A 15545-nucleotide genomic window follows, 5' to 3' on the forward strand; every position below is an offset into this window, starting at 1 on the left:
TCTCTCATAGAGAGCCGCTCGAACTGGCCGGTCCCCCGTGGGCCGGCTGCTTGAATCTTAGGGAATTCGCTTATGAGCACGTACTCGGCAAAACCGAGCGAGATCGAGAAGCAGTGGGTCCTGATCGACGCCGAAGGGCTGGTCGTGGGTCGCCTGGCTTCGATCATCGCCTCGCGTCTGCGCGGCAAGCACAAGCCGACCTTCACCCCCCATATGGACATGGGCGACAACATCATCGTCATCAACGCCGACAAGGTGAAGCTGACCGGTCGCAAGCTCGACCAGCACCGCTTCTACTGGCACACCGGTTTCCCCGGCGGCATCAAGGACCGCACCGCGCGTGAGCTGCTCGAAGGCCGCTTCCCCAACCGCGTCCTTGAAAACGCCGTTCGCCGCATGATGCCGGGTGGTCCGCTGACCCGCGCCCAGCTCAAGAACCTGCGCGTTTACGCCGGTACTGAGCATCCCCACGAAGCGCAGAACCCGACCAAGCTCGACGTCGCTGCGATGAACTCCAAGAACGTCCGGGTGAAGTAATATGGCTGAAACCATCAACTCCCTCGAAGACCTCGGCACGTCTGCTGCCGCTCCGGTCAACACCGCTCCGGTCCACGTCCAGAAGCTCGACAGCCTCGGCCGCGCCTATGCCACCGGCAAGCGCAAGAACGCCGTCGCTCGCGTTTGGATCAAGCCGGGCAAGGGCACTCTGACCGTCAACGGCCGCGAATTCGCCAAGTACTTCGCCCGTCCGGTTCTCCAGCTCATCGTCAAGCAGCCGATCGTCGCTTCCGAGCGCCTCGACCAGTATGACGTGAACGTCACCGTTGCCGGTGGCGGCCTTTCCGGCCAGGCTGGTGCTGTTCGTCACGGCATCTCCAAGGCGCTCACCTACTTCGAACCCGCCCTGCGCCCGGTTCTGAAGAAGGGTGGCTTCCTGACCCGCGACAGCCGTGTTGTCGAGCGTAAGAAGTACGGCAAGGCCAAGGCCCGCCGCTCCTTCCAGTTCTCCAAGCGCTAAGGCGTCGGACGACATTTCGATATTGCGAGGGGCCGGGAAACCGGCCCTTTTGCTTTGGAGAGGCCAAGATGCTCAGTCACGTTACCATCGGCAGCAACGACCTGGACCGCGCTGGCGCATTCTACGATGCCGTTCTGCAACCGCTCGGCCTGCGTCGTCGCCAGGTCGAGCCCGATGGTGGTCCCCTTGCTCTGTGCTGGGTAGGCGCCAAAGCCTATCCGCGCTTCTACGTCTATTCGCCTTTTGACGGGCAGCCGGCAACGCCGGGCAATGGTGCCATGATCGCCTTTATCGCGCCTTCGCGCGAAGCCGTCGATCGGGCATATGCTGCCGGGCTTGAAGGGGGCGGGGCGGGCGAAGGTGCCCCCGGGCTACGGCCTCACTACGCGCCGGACTATTATGGCGCCTATCTGCGCGATCCGGATGGCAACAAGCTCCATCTGGTGCATCGCCCCGCATTGCTGGCATAGGCCATGCCCAGCCTCGTCTCCCGTTTTCATCTTCTGCTGTTCGGCGTCACTCTGGCCATAGCCGGGGTCGCGCTTCTCCATATCCCGGCTGGTTACGCCTTTCCTGCTCATTGGCAGGGTAGCGCGGCCGACTGGCTCTGGCCGCGCGAAGTGGCGCTGTCTGTCGCGCCCCTGGTACAATTCGCCCTGATGGCTGCCTTCTTTCTGCTTGGCCGGGCGCTCACCCAAAACCACCTCGCCAAGACCAGGCATATCCTTGATCCGGCATTGACCTTGCTCCTCGCCGTGGCGGCCTCTTGCCAGCTCGGCCTGCTGCTCAACGGCATTGGTTCGGACTTCGACATGTTCCGCATCACCGCCTTCGTTCTGGCAACCGTGCTGCTCGTCCTGGCGGCAGTGATCTTCGAGGCTGAGCGCCACTCCTATGCAGGGCTCCGCATGCCTTGGCCCATTCCGTCAGATCGTGCCTGGATGATCGTGCACCGTTCGGCAGGCCTGGCCTGCGGCGTGGCAGCGGCCGGTTTGGCGTGGCTCGCCTGGATCGACCCCGGCCCTGGGCTGCTGGTGATCGGTATGGCTTTGGCCTTGTTCATGCCGCCGGTCATCGCCGGCTTGATCAGCCAGATCATCGGCAAAAGACGATAAACATCCCATTCGCCGTCTGGTCGGTGGCAGAAAAATCTTTCTCGGCCAGCGTAAAAGCAACGATATGCGCTGTTTTTATGCGGACTCACGTATAGGCTCTGCGCAAATATAAGGCGCGGTGCTTGTCAAATGAGCATCGAGTCGCACGTTACTGAAAGGCTTTTCCAATGCCCACTTCTGTTTCGGCCGGTGCCGCACCACGCGCGCCAAAGCCGCTATATCTCAATTTCGGCTTTCAGGTTCTGGCCGCCATGGTCATCGGCCTTGTGCTTGGCTTCATTGCCCGCTCCATGGGCCCCGACGCGGCGGGCGGCGCCAATTGGCTGACCCAAACCCTGTCCACGGTCGGTTCGTCCTTCGTGTCGCTGCTGCGGGCCTTGGTGCCGGTGCTGGTCTTCACCGCCATCGTGGCGTCCATCGCCAATCTGCGCGAATTGCAGAACGCGGCAAAGCTGGTTTGGCAAACCCTTCTCTGGTTCGCCATCACCGCGCTGATCGCCGTTGCCATTGGTATCGCGCTGGGCCTGATCATCCAGCCCGGTCTCAACACAGCGGTGACCGAAGCCGCAGCGCGCGCGCCTTCATCAACGGGGTCCTGGCTCGATTTCCTCAAGGGTCTGATCCCCTCGAACTTCATCGGCCTGCAGGCAAATACCCGCGTCGGCGACAGTGGGGCGAGCACCAGCCTCAGCTTCAACGTGTTGCAAATCCTCATCATTTCCATTGTGGTGGGCGTGGCCGCCCTGCGCGTCGGCCCGGCTGCCGACCCCTTCCTCGCCTTCAACCGGTCCTTCCTCAAGGTCATTCACAAGGTCCTCTGGTGGGTCATCCGCCTCACGCCCATCGGCACCATCGGCCTTTTGGGTAATGCCGTCGCTGTCTATGGCTGGGATGCGCTTGCACAACTGGGTTGGTACGCTGCTGCCATCTATATCGGTCTCTTCCTTGTGCTTTTTGTCGTCTATCCGGTGCTGTTGCAGGCCCATGGCCTCAACCCCATCCGCTATTTCCAGAGCGCCTGGCCGGCCATCCAGCTCGCTTTCGTCTCCCGCTCGTCCATCGGTACTCTGCCGGTGACCGAACGTGTCACGGAGAAGAACCTGGGCGTACCGCGCGAATATGCGGCCTTTGCCGTGCCGCTGGGCGCCACCACCAAGATGGACGGTTGCGCAGCCATCTATCCAGCGATCTCAGCGATCTTCGTGGCGCAGTTCTTCGGGGTGCCGCTCGAGCTGCAGCACTATTTCCTGATCATCTTCGTCTCGGTGATCGGCTCCGCGGCCACCGCCGGCCTTACCGGCGCCACCGTTATGCTGACGCTGACCCTGTCAACCCTCGGCCTGCCGCTCGAAGGCGTCGGCCTCTTGCTGGCGATCGATCCGATCCTTGATATGGGTCGCACTGCGGTCAACGTCGCTGGCCAGGCCTTGGTCCCGACCATTGTCGCCAAGCGCCAGGGCATCCTCAACCAGGCCGTTTACGACAACGGCAAGGCCATTGAAGACCTCGACGTTGAGGTCGTCCCAGCCGAATAGGTCTGGATATCGTCCAAAATAATAAAGGGAGGCATCTGCCTCCCTTTATTTTTGTCCGTGAGACCGTATCGTCGAGATATTGGAGGATGTGTTGATGTATTTTCGCAAAGGGATACTTATTCTGGCGATGACGGTTCTCGGGGCGGGTACGGCTTTCGCCCAACTCTCGCCGCTGAAGCCCGAGGGTTGGACCGACTTGCAGGCCTGGTCGCATGGTCTCGGCCTCATCGTCAATGGACGGCGGCTGTGCGGTCTCGACTACGATCAGGCAAAGATCGACGAGCACTATGCCATGATCGCAAGCGTTGGCGGCGTGAACATGACGACTCTCCAGCAAGCGGCCCTGCAGTGGGCAGATATTCAGGCACCGCACGTTACGCGGGAAACCTGCGGGATCGCACGGCGGATCGCCAAACGCAATGGTTGGCTGCGCTAGCTAGCGCAGGTGTAGTCCACCCTTGGCAGGGCAGATTACCGCCATCCCACCATCAGCTTCTCCAGCCCGTGGAAATGATAGACATTGCCATAGCGTGGCGGCTCCACGATCCTCAGCTTGGGCAGGCGCTGGAATAGAACCCCCATCGCCTCCTGCAACTCGATCCGTGCCAGCGGCGCGCCGATGCAGAAGTGAATGCCGGCGCCAAAGCTGACATTGGCGCCGTCAGAGCGGAATGGATCGAAGCGGTCGGCATGGGCAAAGCGCGCCGGATCGCGGTTCGCCGCGCCCAGCATCAGCCCGACGACATCGCCTTTGCGCAGTGGAATGCCTTCAAATTCCATGTCCATCAGCGCATAGCGGGTGAACAGATGCAGCGGCGCATCGAAGCGCAGGCACTCCTCCACGGTCTTTTCGGCCTGTTCGGGCGTGGCAAACAGGCCCTGTGGGTCGAGGCCGCTTCCAAGGATCGATTTGACCCCATTGCCGGTGGTGTGCACCGTCGCCTCATGCCCGGCATTGAGCAACAATATGGCGGTCGACATGACTTCGTCATCGCTCAGCACATCGCCGTCGCGATCGGTGGTCAGCATATGGGTGAGCAGATCCTCTCGCGGCGCCTTGCGCCGCTCCGCGACCACCTCGCGCAGATAGGCCATGAAATCGGCCGCCGCCTGGTTGGCGTCCAGCTCAGTCTCGCGCGTGACATTGTACATGTACATGGTCACCATGCGGTTGGACCAGTTGAGCAATTGCGGCGCCATCTCCGCGGGTAGGCCGATCATCTCGGCGATGACAATGGCAGGGATCGGCGCTGCAAATGCCTTGATCAGGTCCACGCTCGGTTCACCCTCGAACCGGTCGATCATCTCATTGGCAAGTTGCCGGATGCGCGGCCGCAATTGCTCCACTTGCCGCGACACGAAGGCGCGGTTTACCAGCGTTCTCAGCCGCGTATGGGCGGGCGCCTCCAAGTTCAGCAGCGAGTATTTCTCGGTCAGGTCGAAGTCGGCCACATGCGGCTTGGGCTCGGGCAGGCCGATTTCTTCCCGGCTTGCCACATGCAGAATATCGCGCCCGAGCCGTTTGTCGCGGAGGAGCGCACTGACCGATTTGAAGTCGGCAAAGCACCAATGCCCATACTCCTCCCAGAAGAAGGCCGGGTGGCCGGCATGCTGTTGGGCGTAAAAAGGGTAGGGGTTCTGGTAGAAGTTCGGGTCCTGCGGCTGCGCGCTGGCACGCAAATGGTCAGGAACATCGGTGATCGGCTTGACTTGAAGAATGGCGGCCATGGTCTCTGGGGCTGACGCTTTTGATCGATTGGTCAAATCTAGATCGTCTTGCCCGGCCTGCCTATGACCTCCGTCTTGCTCTGCCCGAAAAAATCGCTAGGGAAGGGGACAACGAATTCGAGGAGCAACTCCGTTGGGCGACATCAGCTATTCCGAGGCCATCGAGGCCATATATGCCTCGATCCGCAATGACAACGAGGACATCGATACCCATATCGCCGCCCTCAAATCCGCTATGGCGCGCGAAGGTCTCAAGGAAGCTACATTCGAAACCGCCAAGCTGGCTCAGCCCAATCGGCAGGGCCGCAAGCTTATGCAGGCCTATTTCCGCAAAAAGGGCGTGGCCGTCGGCTTTAGCTGATTTGAGATAAGTTGGTGGCATTCACCTTGAGATCACAAGAATTGGTCGAGAACAGGCAGGACTATTGAAGCCTGCCTCATTGCCGCCTATCTGTGCCTTTACCGCCCGTTAAGGCGGCATCGCCTGCAATCGGCCAGTCGCGCCGATTCGATTTCCGGCAGGCCGGCCTGTTCCTCCGAGTGCGCGTTCGGAATAGCGGTCTGTCCAACCAACCAAGCCTGTCATCCGGTCCGCGACCCGGAAACATGGCCAAGGGGCAAAATATATGCGGGATCCGCACGATCTTTACATGAACACGCTCGTTCCAATGGTGGTCGAGCAGTCGAACCGCGGCGAACGCGCCTTCGACATCTATTCGCGCCTCTTGCGCGAGCGCATCATTTTCGTGACCGGCGTGGTCGAGGACAACATGGCCTCACTCATCGTCGCTCAGCTTCTCTTCCTCGAATCAGAGAATCCGAAGAAGGAAATCGCCATGTACATCAACTCGCCTGGCGGCGTGGTGACGGCTGGCCTTTCCATCTACGACACCATGCAGTTCATCCGCCCGGCAGTCGCCACCATGGTCATGGGCCAGGCCGCGTCCATGGGTTCGCTGCTGCTTGCAGCCGGTGAAGCGGGCATGCGTTCGAGCCTGCCCAATTCGCGCGTCATGGTTCACCAGCCCTCCGGTGGCTTCCAGGGCCAGGTCACCGATATCCTGATTCATGCCAAGGAAGTCGAGGGTTTGAAGCGCCGTCTTAATCAGATCTATGAAAAGCACACGGGCCGGTCTTACGAGGAGATCGAGAATGCCCTCGAGCGTGACCGCTTCCTCTCGCCCGAAGAAGCCAAAGCCTTCGGTCTGATCGATACCGTGATGGAAAAACGCGCGGCGCCTGAGGCCTCCGCCTGACTTGATGCGCGTTAAGCACAATGCTGATGCGCCGTGGACTGTGATCCAAGCGCAATTGCACCGAGCCGGAACGGCCTTTAAGGTCGTTTCGGCTTAGACTTTCTTTATGCCTTGAGCGTTAGCCTGCCTGTTAACGCTTGATTTTGGGGGCGGTCAGCTCCCGGGAGTGACTGGATGTCCAAAGAGACGACGAACGGCGAAACCTCCAAGAACACGCTTTACTGCTCGTTCTGCGGCAAGTCGCAGCACGAAGTACGCAAGCTGATCGCCGGTCCGACCGTGTTCATCTGCGATGAATGCGTCGAACTGTGCATGGACATCATCCGCGAAGAGAACAAGACCTCCATGGTTAAGTCCTCCGAGGGCGTGCCCACCCCTGCAGAAATCTGCAAGGTGCTGGACGATTACGTCATCGGCCAGGGTCGCGCCAAGCGCGTGCTCTCCGTGGCTGTCCACAACCACTACAAGCGCCTGCACCACGCGGCCAAGAATCAGGATGTCGAACTGTCCAAGTCCAACATCATGCTGATTGGACCCACCGGCTCGGGCAAGACCCTGCTGGCGCAGACCATGGCGCGTATCCTCGATGTGCCCTTCACCATGGCCGATGCCACTACGCTGACCGAAGCCGGCTATGTCGGCGAGGACGTGGAAAACATCATTCTCAAGCTCCTGCAGGCTGCCGACTACAATGTCGAAAAGGCCCAGCGTGGCATCGTCTATATCGACGAGGTCGACAAGATTTCCCGCAAGTCGGACAATCCGTCGATCACCCGCGACGTCTCTGGTGAAGGCGTGCAGCAGGCCCTGCTCAAGATCATGGAAGGTACCGTCGCCTCCGTGCCTCCGCAGGGCGGCCGTAAGCATCCGCAGCAGGAATTCCTGCAGGTCGACACGACCAATATCCTGTTCATCTGCGGCGGCGCGTTTGCTGGTCTTGAAAAGATCATTTCGGCGCGTGGTGAGGGTTCGGGTATCGGCTTTGCTGCCACGGTCAAGGATCCGAACGACCGTCGCGTCGGTGAACTGCTTGCAGAGGTGGAACCCGAAGATCTGGTTCGCTTCGGCCTGATCCCCGAATTCATTGGCCGTCTGCCGGTTCTCGCGACACTGGAAGATCTTGATGTGCCTGCGCTCATCGAAATCCTCACCCAGCCCAAGAACGCCTTGGTTCGTCAGTATCAGCGCCTGTTCCAGATGGAAGAGATCGAGCTGACTTTCCACGAAGATGCCCTTAAGGCCATCGCTGAGAAGGCCATTGAGCGTAAGACCGGTGCCCGCGGCCTCCGTTCGATCATGGAAGGCATTCTGCTCGACACCATGTATGACCTCCCCTCGCTTGAAGGCGTCGAGGAAGTCGTCATCAGCGAGGATGTGGTCAAGGGCAAGGACGTGCGTCCACTCTACATCTATTCCGAGCGCAAGAAGGATGAGGCGCCGGCAACGGCCTGATCCAACGTCCATTGAATGCGAAAACGCCGGGCCTTGCGCCCGGCGCTTTCGTTTCGCGAATGGCAACCTCAGGAGACTTCATGGTGAGGTGCGCGAAGCGCCTCGAACCGCGAGGTCGTTTGCGTCACGCTACCGCGCCCATCGCGGCTCCGCCCAGCAGCGGTCCATAGAGATCCTTGGGATTGTCGAGCTCTGGCACTAGGTCTAGCCACTTACCACGGCCCTCCATCAGGTCATGCACCAGCCGCAGCGCCGAAAAGTCTTCGACAGCGAAACCTACTGAGTCGAAGACGGTAATCGCCTTCGCGCCCGTCCGGCCGGCCTTGCGCCCGGTCTCGACTTCCCACAATTCTGTCACCGCAAAATCGGGGCCCATCTGCTGAATTTCGCCTTCGATCCGCGTTTGTGGCGTGAACTCGACAAAAACCTCCGCATTTTCCAGTACATCGCTATTCAGCTCAGTCTTGCCCGGGCAGTCCCCGCCAATGGCGTTGATATGGACACCTGGCTTGAGCATATTCCGGGAGATGATCGCCTGGCGCCCTTTTACCGCCGTACAAACGGTAACGATGTCCGCGCCGGCCACCGCATCTGCTGCTGACCTGGCCGTGCGCACTGTCAGGCGAAACGCGGCCGTATTGCGCCTGTATTTCTCGACTGCCGCCGGATCGGGGTCAAACACCACGACCTCGCGAATGCCCAGCAGTTCCAGGAAGGCCAGGGTCTGGAATTCAGATTGTGCGCCTGTCCCGATCAGCGCCATGACGCGGCTCTCTGGCCGCGCCAGCAATTTTGCGGCATAGGCCGAGGTCGCCGCCGTCCGTAGCGCTGTGAGCAGCGTCATCTCGCTGATCAGCTGCGGATAGCCCGTCAAGACGTCGGAGAGCACGCCGAAGGCCGTAACGGTCAATTTGCCCTGCTTCGGATTGGATGGGTGCCCGTTGACATATTTGAAGCTGTAGAGCGATCCGTCACTGGTCGGCATCAATTCAATCACCCCGATAGCGGAGTGACTGGCGACGCGGGGCACCTTGTCGAACTTTTCCCAGCGGGAGAAATCCTCTGCCAGATACTCCACCAGCCGCTTGAGGAAGCGGCGCGGCCCCATTGTACCCACCAATTGGCCGAGTTCCTTGACGCCGATGAACTGGGTCATTTTCCCCTCCTATCCATTGTTCATCTGGGAGGCCAGGGGCTCCCTCAGGACCCGTCGCGGCATGATCTGCCGGCCAAACAGGCTTGCCACCAGGTCCACCAGCAACCGTGCACTCATCCCCGCCTGGTCCAACATCGGGTTGAGCTCGACCACGTCCAGCGAGCTCAGAAGCCCGCTGTCATGGATCATTTCCATGGCCAGATGCGCCTCGCGGAAGGTAAGACCACCGGCCACCGGCGTTCCAGCGCCCGGCGCCACGGATGGATCGACCGCATCGACATCTAGGCTCACGTGCAGATGTCCCCCGGCAGCCTCAACGCGCTCCAGCACCTCGCGCATCAGCGCCACAGTGCCGCTTTCGTCGATCTGGCGCATGTCGATCACGTTGACGCCACGCCGCTCCAGCAATTCACGCTCCGGCCGGTCGATGTCCCGCGCCGCAAAGATCGTCACATTGTTCGGATCGATATGGCCCCGCCAGCCACCTTCATATTGCGGCCCGAAATCGGGCTCACCACAGGCATGGGCAAGGGGCATGCCATGAATATTGCCGGTTTCGGAAGTTCCCGGTGTGTTGAAATCGCCATGCGCGTCGACCCATAACACGTGCACAGGTTTGCCTTGCGCGGCGCCATAGCGGGCCACTCCGCTCAATGTGCCCATGGCGATCGAATGATCCCCACCCAGAAAGACCGGCAGATGGCCCTCTGCAAGACTGGCATAGGCCGCTTCGCTGCCGGCCTTGGCCATGGCGAGGACTTCTGCCTCGCGCGCCTCCGACAGGCGCCATGGCATGGATGCGCTCCGCTGCGGCCGCGGCAGGTCACCCAGATCGGTCACCACATGGCCAAGCGCGGCGACGGCCTCGCCGATGCCGGCGATCCGCAGGGCTTCCGGCCCCATGCCACAACCACGACATGACGCACCGGCATCGGTAGGAATACCGATCAGGTCGATTCTGAGCGCGTTCTGGTCCATGCAGGCGGATCCTCCCTATAGAAACGTGCTGCCAGTCTGCGCGCCTGGCGCGGTGACGAACAGACGGAATTGTGCTAAAATTGGCTACTAGTCTATTCAGAATGATAAGTCAGGTTGCGCATTATGATACTTGATGATCTGGATCACCGCCTGATTGCCTTGCTGCGCAGCAATGCGCGCTTGCCAATCGCGACCCTGGCGGCGCATTTGGACATCTCCCGCGCCACGGCCAAGGCGCGGCTGGATCGGCTAGTGGATGGCGGCGCGATTACCGGCTTCACCGTGGTCACCGCCGCGGCCCAGAGCCACGGCGTGCGCGCGATCACCATGATTGAGGTCGAAACCAAGCGCGAAGACGCTGTGCTCAAGCGTCTCATGGGCATTCCCGAACTGCGCCAGCTTCACACCACCAATGGCCGTTGGGACTACGTCGCCGAGCTTGAAGCGCCCGACGTTGCCGCCTTCGATGACCTTCTGCGCACGATCCGCCAGATCGATGGCATCGGTGCCACCGACACATCCATTCTGCTCAAGGCGCGGAAGGGCGGGGCGTGAGCCACACTCGTTGCGAGAGCAAGGCACAGCCGTGTTTCCGGCTTTGGCACATATCTCCTGTGCGTAGCGGGCCTAACATTCACAAAACCGCAAAGCATGACTTGCGGGCAGGGCACTCCACCCTATTTATTAACCTGAATCGCCCAGCCTCTAGAGATTGGGCAGTCGCAATACGGGCGCGCTACCACTTCCTCCCTCCGGCGCGCCCCGGAAAGGAAATGTGATGTCGGAAGTTACCTCCACCGGCGAAACAAGCCGGGATCGGGTTTACCCGGTCCTCCCGCTGCGCGACATCGTCGTCTTCCCCGGCATGATCGTGCCGCTCTTCGTTGGGCGCGAGAAATCGGTCAAGGCGCTTGAAGAAGTGATGCGCGACGACAAGCACATCCTTGTCGTGACGCAGAAGAACGCGCAGGACGATGATCCGGCGCCTGACCAAATCTATCCCACCGGAACCATTGCCACCGTTCTGCAGCTCCTCAAGCTCCCGGACGGGACGGTCAAGGTGCTCGTGGAAGGCCTCCACCGCGCCACTATCGACAATTACCTCCAGACCGAGGAATATTTCGAGGCCGAGGCCTCGGTTCTCCCCGAACCTGAGGAAGACGCGACCGAAGTCGAGGCGCTGGCTCGTTCGGCGCAGTCCGAGTTCGAAAACTACGTCAAGCTCAACAAGAAGATTTCCGCCGAGGTTGTCGCTGCCGTTGGGCAGATCGAACTCGCCAGTAAACTGGCCGACACTATTGCCAGCCATCTCGTCATCAAGATCCCTGAAAAGGAGGATCTGCTCGAGACCGTTTCGGTTATTGAGCGTCTTCAGAAGGTCATCGGCCTGATGGAAGGCGAGATTGGCGTGTTGCAGGTGGAAAAGCGCATCCGCTCCCGCGTCAAGCGCCAGATGGAAAAGACCCAGCGCGAATACTACCTTAACGAGCAGATGAAGGCGATCCAGCGCGAGCTGGGCGACGGCGAAGACGGCGCTAACGAGATTACCGAACTCGAAGAGCGTGTCGCCAAGACCAAGCTCTCCAAGGAAGCCCGTGCCAAGGCTGATGGCGAGATCAAGAAGCTCAAGGGCATGAGCCCGATGTCGGCTGAAGCCACGGTTGTTCGTAACTATCTTGATACGCTTTTGGGCTTGCCCTGGGGCAAGAAGTCCAAGGTCAAGCGCGACCTGGCTCTGGCCGAAAAGGTTCTGGACGCCGATCACTATGGCCTCGAAAAGGTCAAGGAGCGCATCCTCGAATATCTGGCCGTGCAGGCCCGTACCGGCACGCTCAAGGGTCCGATCCTCTGCCTCGTCGGCCCGCCGGGTGTCGGCAAGACTTCGCTCGGCAAGTCGATTGCCAAGGCCACCGGTCGCGAATTCGTGCGCATGGCGCTCGGCGGCGTGCGCGACGAGGCCGAGATCCGTGGTCACCGCCGCACCTATATCGGCTCCATGCCCGGCAAGATCATCCAGTCGCTCAAGAAAGTGGGCAAGAACAACCCGCTTTTCCTGCTCGACGAGATCGACAAGATGGGCCAGGATTTCCGTGGGGATCCGTCGTCAGCGCTGCTCGAAGTACTCGATCCGGAGCAGAACAACACATTCAATGACCACTATCTGGAGGTGGATTTCGACCTGTCCGACGTGATGTTCGTGACCACCTCGAACACGCTCAATATTCCCGGCCCTCTGATGGACCGCATGGAGATCATTCGCCTCTCCGGTTACACCGAAGAGGAGAAGCACGCGATCGCCAAGCAGCACCTGATGCCCGAAGCCGCGAAGGAAAACGGCGTCGCGCATGGCGAATTCGTGCTTTCCGACGAGATGCTGATGAAGGTCATTCGTGGCTATACCCGCGAGGCCGGCGTCCGCAATCTCAAGCGTGAAATCTCCAAATTGATGCGCAAGGCGGTCACCGACATCGTCCGCACCAAGGTCAAGTCGATCGAGATCACCGACGAGAAACTCGCTGAATATCTCGGACCGATGATCTTCAAGCACGGCGAGATCGAAGCCGAGGCTCAGGTCGGTCTCGTGACCGGTTTGGCCTGGACCTCCGTGGGTGGCGAAATGCTGACCATCGAAGGCGTGATGACGCCGGGCAAGGGCCGCATGTCGGTTACCGGCAACATCAAGGAAGTGATGAAGGAATCTCTGACCGCCGCTCAGGCCTATGTGAAGTCCCGCTGCATCGACTTCGGCATCAAGCCGCCCATGTTCGATACGCGTGACATTCACGTCCACCTGCCCGAGGGTGCCACTCCCAAGGATGGTCCCTCGGCCGGCATTGGCTTGGCAACCGCGATCGTCTCGGTGATGACGGGCATTCCTGTCCGCAACGATGTCGCTATGACTGGCGAGATCACGCTGCGGGGCAGGGTGCTGCCCATCGGTGGCCTCAAGGAAAAGCTCCTGGCGGCGCTGCGTGGCGGCATCAAGACGGTGCTGATCCCGGAAGAGAATGTCCGCGATCTTCAGGAGATCCCGGACATCGTTAAGGAAGGCATGGAGATTGTTCCTGTCAGCCGTATGGATCAGGTCATCGAGCGCGCCCTGGTGCGCAAGCCCGAGCCGATCGAATGGGACTTCGACGCCGAACCTGCCGTCCCGGCAAAGGTCGATCCGACAGATGACGCAGGGGCCAGTGTAACCCACTGACCTCGGCAAATATGGAACGGAAGTGGCGGCCTGAGGGCCGCCATTTTCATTCTGGCCCTATGTGCCGCGGGATATAAAGATGCTCGACACCAATGTCGGTCGGGACATATTTGCCGCGATGTAGCCAGAACTGCTCGCCACAGCTTGCTCGCGCCATCTCCACCATTGCATGCATTTGCGAGGCATCGCGCGAGGTCATCTCCACCCAGACAAACCCTCGATCGGTCCCGGGATCGCGGGTGAAGCGCACACCAATACCCTGTCCCGGCATCAATTTCATTTCTGGTAGGTGGCGCCGGAGCTTGGCAATAAAATCGGCCGCATGCGTATCGGGCACGCACACCTCCATATTGCGCACCCGTCGCCGCGTATCGCGGAAGAACTTGCCAAGCAATTTCTTGGCGGGAACCCCGCTCCAGGGCGCCAGAACCCGTTCCGATGAGCCGACGACGCGTTGACGCCCGCGCATGCGCAGGTTGAGCAGCAATTTCTGAATCCAGTGTGGCGACCCGCGCATAGGCGGGAAGGGGCGCCGGTCTCCGGGCTCGGGTCCATCGACCGGATTGACATTGTAGACCATCAATTCATGGCTGCGCGGATACCAATGTACGGTAGTGCTGTAATTGGCTCGATATTCCCCGGCCACGTAATCTTCGAGCCGGCTTTCCTTCTGCCATTCAATGCTGTTTGCCAGCAGCCGGTTCGGCCGGCAGCGGAACGTCACTTCGGTCACCACGATGCCGCCATTGCCGCGCAACCGGTCCCAACTGGCTTCGTCGCGCAAGGAGAGCTTTTCCTCCCCAGTCTCATCGACATAGCGGATCGAGGTGATGAGATCGTAGATGGATATATGCTCGGCGCTGCTGCCATGAACTTCGGCAAAGAAGCAGGCCCCCGCAGAAATGTCCACGAATTCGGGTAGCGTCGCCAATGTCAGCGAGCGGGGCACCAGGTAATCGAGAATGGTGCGCAACGTCGTTCCAGCCTTGACCGTCAGCGCATTGCCATCCAGCGCCACGATGCCCGCATAGTGTTCCATCACCAATTGGTCGATCTGTTTGCGATCGTTGAACCAGAGAAAATAGCCCCGCCCGATAGCATGGTAGGGCTTGCCGCTTCGCACGGTGTCCTGGATGACGTCGAGGCTTCGCGCATCCACAATGCGGGCGGGCGGCTCGAAGAAATCCTCCAGCGCCCGGCCACTCGATGATCCGCAAAGCGCTCGGACCTTTTCGGTAGACACGCGTACATCGTGGGAGAGAAACCAAAGGGTCGATGGAATGAAGCGGCCTACCGCGCCAGCTAGCCAATCCGGTGCCAGGAGTACGGGGCGGTTGGCAAGTCCGGCGGCATGGCGGAAGTAGGTGTCGGACGGCACATCGAGGTCCCCAAGATTGACCACTTCATTGGCCACGCCGCCCTCGACCAGGCTCAGGAGCTGATGCGCCAGGTCCTCCACATGAACCAGATTAATGGTCCGGTTTCTGAGCCCAATTGGCGCCAGGCGCATAGCGCCGACAATGCCGCTCGACCACTGCATGCCCGGCCCCATAACCACGGTAGGTCGAACGATCAGATAGCCGACACCTTTGGCCTTGCAGGCCTCGATGACCCGCGCTTCCTCCCGCAGCTTGAGCCGGGTGTAATTGTCCAGCCGCCGGCTATCCGATAGCGCGGCATCTTCCGCCTGCACTGGGTGTTTCAGAGGGTCGAGCGCCGCATAGACAACCTGCGAACTGAAATAGACGAACAGCTTACAGCGTCCCGGCTCTATCAGTGCCAATAGGCGCTCTGTGGTAGCCTGGTTAGCCTCTATGAACGCCTTGCCGCGCGCCTTGGTGTTGAGCGCGGCGTGAACAATCACGTCAGCGGACCCTACGGCTCCTTCCAGCCCCGGCGCATCATCGAACCGGATCGGCTCAACATCTGCAGTGCTGCCCGGGGGTAGGGTACGGAACACCGCCGAGACATGGTGCCGCTCGGAAAAACGGGCAGCCAATTGCCGGCCGATGCCGCCACCCGCACCCACAACACAAATTCGCATCGATTTTGCGGCCGAGGGCACAGGCCCTGACACCGACGTCATGTCGATGTGTTCGCGC

General features: G+C 60.5%; 15 protein-coding genes. 11 read left to right on the plus strand and 4 right to left on the minus strand.

The window, feature by feature from the left end:
• The first annotated feature begins 72 nt into the window (after window positions 1–72).
• The 6 genes from rplM (at window position 73) to V8Z65_RS06845 (ending at window position 4104) form a co-directional block, all read left to right on the plus strand.
• On the plus strand, window positions 73–537 hold the full coding sequence (rplM, locus tag V8Z65_RS06820; RefSeq protein ID WP_338723382.1) for a 50S ribosomal protein L13: 465 nt from the start codon (window positions 73–75) through the stop codon (window positions 535–537).
• 1 nt (window position 538) lies between these two features.
• On the plus strand, window positions 539–1018 hold the full coding sequence (gene rpsI, locus V8Z65_RS06825) for a 30S ribosomal protein S9 (protein WP_338723383.1): 480 nt from the start codon (window positions 539–541) through the stop codon (window positions 1016–1018).
• Window positions 1019–1086: 68 nt separating this feature from the next.
• On the plus strand, window positions 1087–1488 hold the full coding sequence (locus tag V8Z65_RS06830) for a VOC family protein (protein WP_338723384.1): 402 nt from the start codon (window positions 1087–1089) through the stop codon (window positions 1486–1488).
• Window positions 1489–1491: 3 nt separating this feature from the next.
• Window positions 1492–2133, plus strand: coding sequence for a hypothetical protein (locus V8Z65_RS06835; protein ID WP_338723386.1), 642 nt, complete (start codon window positions 1492–1494; stop codon window positions 2131–2133).
• Window positions 2134–2300: 167 nt separating this feature from the next.
• The gene (locus V8Z65_RS06840) at window positions 2301–3668 is read left to right on the plus strand and encodes a dicarboxylate/amino acid:cation symporter (protein ID WP_338723387.1); all 1368 of its coding nucleotides are present in this window, start codon (window positions 2301–2303) and stop codon (window positions 3666–3668) included.
• A 94-nt stretch (window positions 3669–3762) separates the two neighbouring features.
• Window positions 3763–4104 (plus strand): hypothetical protein, encoded by a 342-nt coding sequence (locus V8Z65_RS06845; protein ID WP_338723389.1) that lies wholly within the window; start codon window positions 3763–3765, stop codon window positions 4102–4104.
• Between the two features lie 35 nt (window positions 4105–4139).
• On the opposite strand, the gene V8Z65_RS06850 is transcribed toward V8Z65_RS06845, so the two are convergent.
• Complete coding sequence (locus V8Z65_RS06850) at window positions 4140–5396, minus strand: cytochrome P450 (RefSeq protein WP_338723391.1); 1257 nt, start codon at window positions 5394–5396, stop codon at window positions 4140–4142.
• 133 nt (window positions 5397–5529) lie between these two features.
• On the opposite strand from V8Z65_RS06850, the gene V8Z65_RS06855 reads away from it, so the two are divergent.
• From V8Z65_RS06855 to clpX, 3 genes are all read left to right on the plus strand, one after another.
• The gene (locus V8Z65_RS06855) at window positions 5530–5757 is read left to right on the plus strand and encodes a hypothetical protein (protein ID WP_338723393.1); all 228 of its coding nucleotides are present in this window, start codon (window positions 5530–5532) and stop codon (window positions 5755–5757) included.
• A gap of 265 nt (window positions 5758–6022) precedes the next feature.
• Window positions 6023–6652, plus strand: coding sequence for an ATP-dependent Clp protease proteolytic subunit (locus tag V8Z65_RS06860; protein WP_338723394.1), 630 nt, complete (start codon window positions 6023–6025; stop codon window positions 6650–6652).
• A 174-nt stretch (window positions 6653–6826) separates the two neighbouring features.
• Complete coding sequence (clpX, locus tag V8Z65_RS06865; RefSeq protein ID WP_338723395.1) at window positions 6827–8104, plus strand: ATP-dependent Clp protease ATP-binding subunit ClpX; 1278 nt, start codon at window positions 6827–6829, stop codon at window positions 8102–8104.
• A 124-nt stretch (window positions 8105–8228) separates the two neighbouring features.
• Here the strand turns inward: clpX and V8Z65_RS06870 are convergent, their stop codons facing one another.
• Both V8Z65_RS06870 and rocF read right to left on the minus strand, forming a co-directional pair.
• Window positions 8229–9260: an ornithine cyclodeaminase gene (locus V8Z65_RS06870; protein WP_338723396.1), complete on the minus strand. Its 1032-nt coding sequence runs from the start codon at window positions 9258–9260 to the stop codon at window positions 8229–8231.
• A 9-nt stretch (window positions 9261–9269) separates the two neighbouring features.
• Complete coding sequence (rocF, locus tag V8Z65_RS06875; RefSeq protein ID WP_338723398.1) at window positions 9270–10238, minus strand: arginase; 969 nt, start codon at window positions 10236–10238, stop codon at window positions 9270–9272.
• Window positions 10239–10361: 123 nt separating this feature from the next.
• Between rocF and V8Z65_RS06880 the strand changes: the two genes are divergently transcribed.
• Window positions 10362–10793 (plus strand): Lrp/AsnC family transcriptional regulator, encoded by a 432-nt coding sequence (locus V8Z65_RS06880; protein WP_338723400.1) that lies wholly within the window; start codon window positions 10362–10364, stop codon window positions 10791–10793.
• A gap of 223 nt (window positions 10794–11016) precedes the next feature.
• Window positions 11017–13443, plus strand: a complete 2427-nt coding sequence (gene lon / locus V8Z65_RS06885) for an endopeptidase La (RefSeq protein ID WP_338723401.1) — start codon at window positions 11017–11019, stop codon at window positions 13441–13443.
• Window positions 13444–13489: 46 nt separating this feature from the next.
• Here the strand turns inward: lon and V8Z65_RS06890 are convergent, their stop codons facing one another.
• Window positions 13490–15487, minus strand: coding sequence for an NAD-dependent epimerase/dehydratase family protein (locus V8Z65_RS06890; protein ID WP_338723402.1), 1998 nt, complete (start codon window positions 15485–15487; stop codon window positions 13490–13492).
• Window positions 15488–15545 lie beyond the last annotated feature (58 nt).

Source organism: Devosia sp. XK-2 (assembly GCF_037113415.1).
Classification (GTDB): Bacteria; Pseudomonadota; Alphaproteobacteria; order Rhizobiales; family Devosiaceae; genus Devosia.

Coding starts and splice junctions, on each gene's coding strand:
- rplM (WP_338723382.1), top strand. CDS start 73: ATGAGCACGTACTCGGCAAAACCGAGCGAGATCGAGAAGCAGTGGGTC.
- rpsI (WP_338723383.1), top strand. CDS start 539: ATGGCTGAAACCATCAACTCCCTCGAAGACCTCGGCACGTCTGCTGCC.
- V8Z65_RS06830 (WP_338723384.1), top strand. CDS start 1,087: ATGCTCAGTCACGTTACCATCGGCAGCAACGACCTGGACCGCGCTGGC.
- V8Z65_RS06835 (WP_338723386.1), top strand. CDS start 1,492: ATGCCCAGCCTCGTCTCCCGTTTTCATCTTCTGCTGTTCGGCGTCACT.
- V8Z65_RS06840 (WP_338723387.1), top strand. CDS start 2,301: ATGCCCACTTCTGTTTCGGCCGGTGCCGCACCACGCGCGCCAAAGCCG.
- V8Z65_RS06845 (WP_338723389.1), top strand. CDS start 3,763: ATGTATTTTCGCAAAGGGATACTTATTCTGGCGATGACGGTTCTCGGG.
- V8Z65_RS06850 (WP_338723391.1), bottom strand. CDS start 5,396: ATGGCCGCCATTCTTCAAGTCAAGCCGATCACCGATGTTCCTGACCAT.
- V8Z65_RS06860 (WP_338723394.1), top strand. CDS start 6,023: ATGCGGGATCCGCACGATCTTTACATGAACACGCTCGTTCCAATGGTG.
- clpX (WP_338723395.1), top strand. CDS start 6,827: ATGTCCAAAGAGACGACGAACGGCGAAACCTCCAAGAACACGCTTTAC.
- V8Z65_RS06870 (WP_338723396.1), bottom strand. CDS start 9,260: ATGACCCAGTTCATCGGCGTCAAGGAACTCGGCCAATTGGTGGGTACA.
- rocF (WP_338723398.1), bottom strand. CDS start 10,238: ATGGACCAGAACGCGCTCAGAATCGACCTGATCGGTATTCCTACCGAT.
- V8Z65_RS06880 (WP_338723400.1), top strand. CDS start 10,362: ATGATACTTGATGATCTGGATCACCGCCTGATTGCCTTGCTGCGCAGC.
- lon (WP_338723401.1), top strand. CDS start 11,017: ATGTCGGAAGTTACCTCCACCGGCGAAACAAGCCGGGATCGGGTTTAC.
- V8Z65_RS06890 (WP_338723402.1), bottom strand. CDS start 15,487: ATGCGAATTTGTGTTGTGGGTGCGGGTGGCGGCATCGGCCGGCAATTG.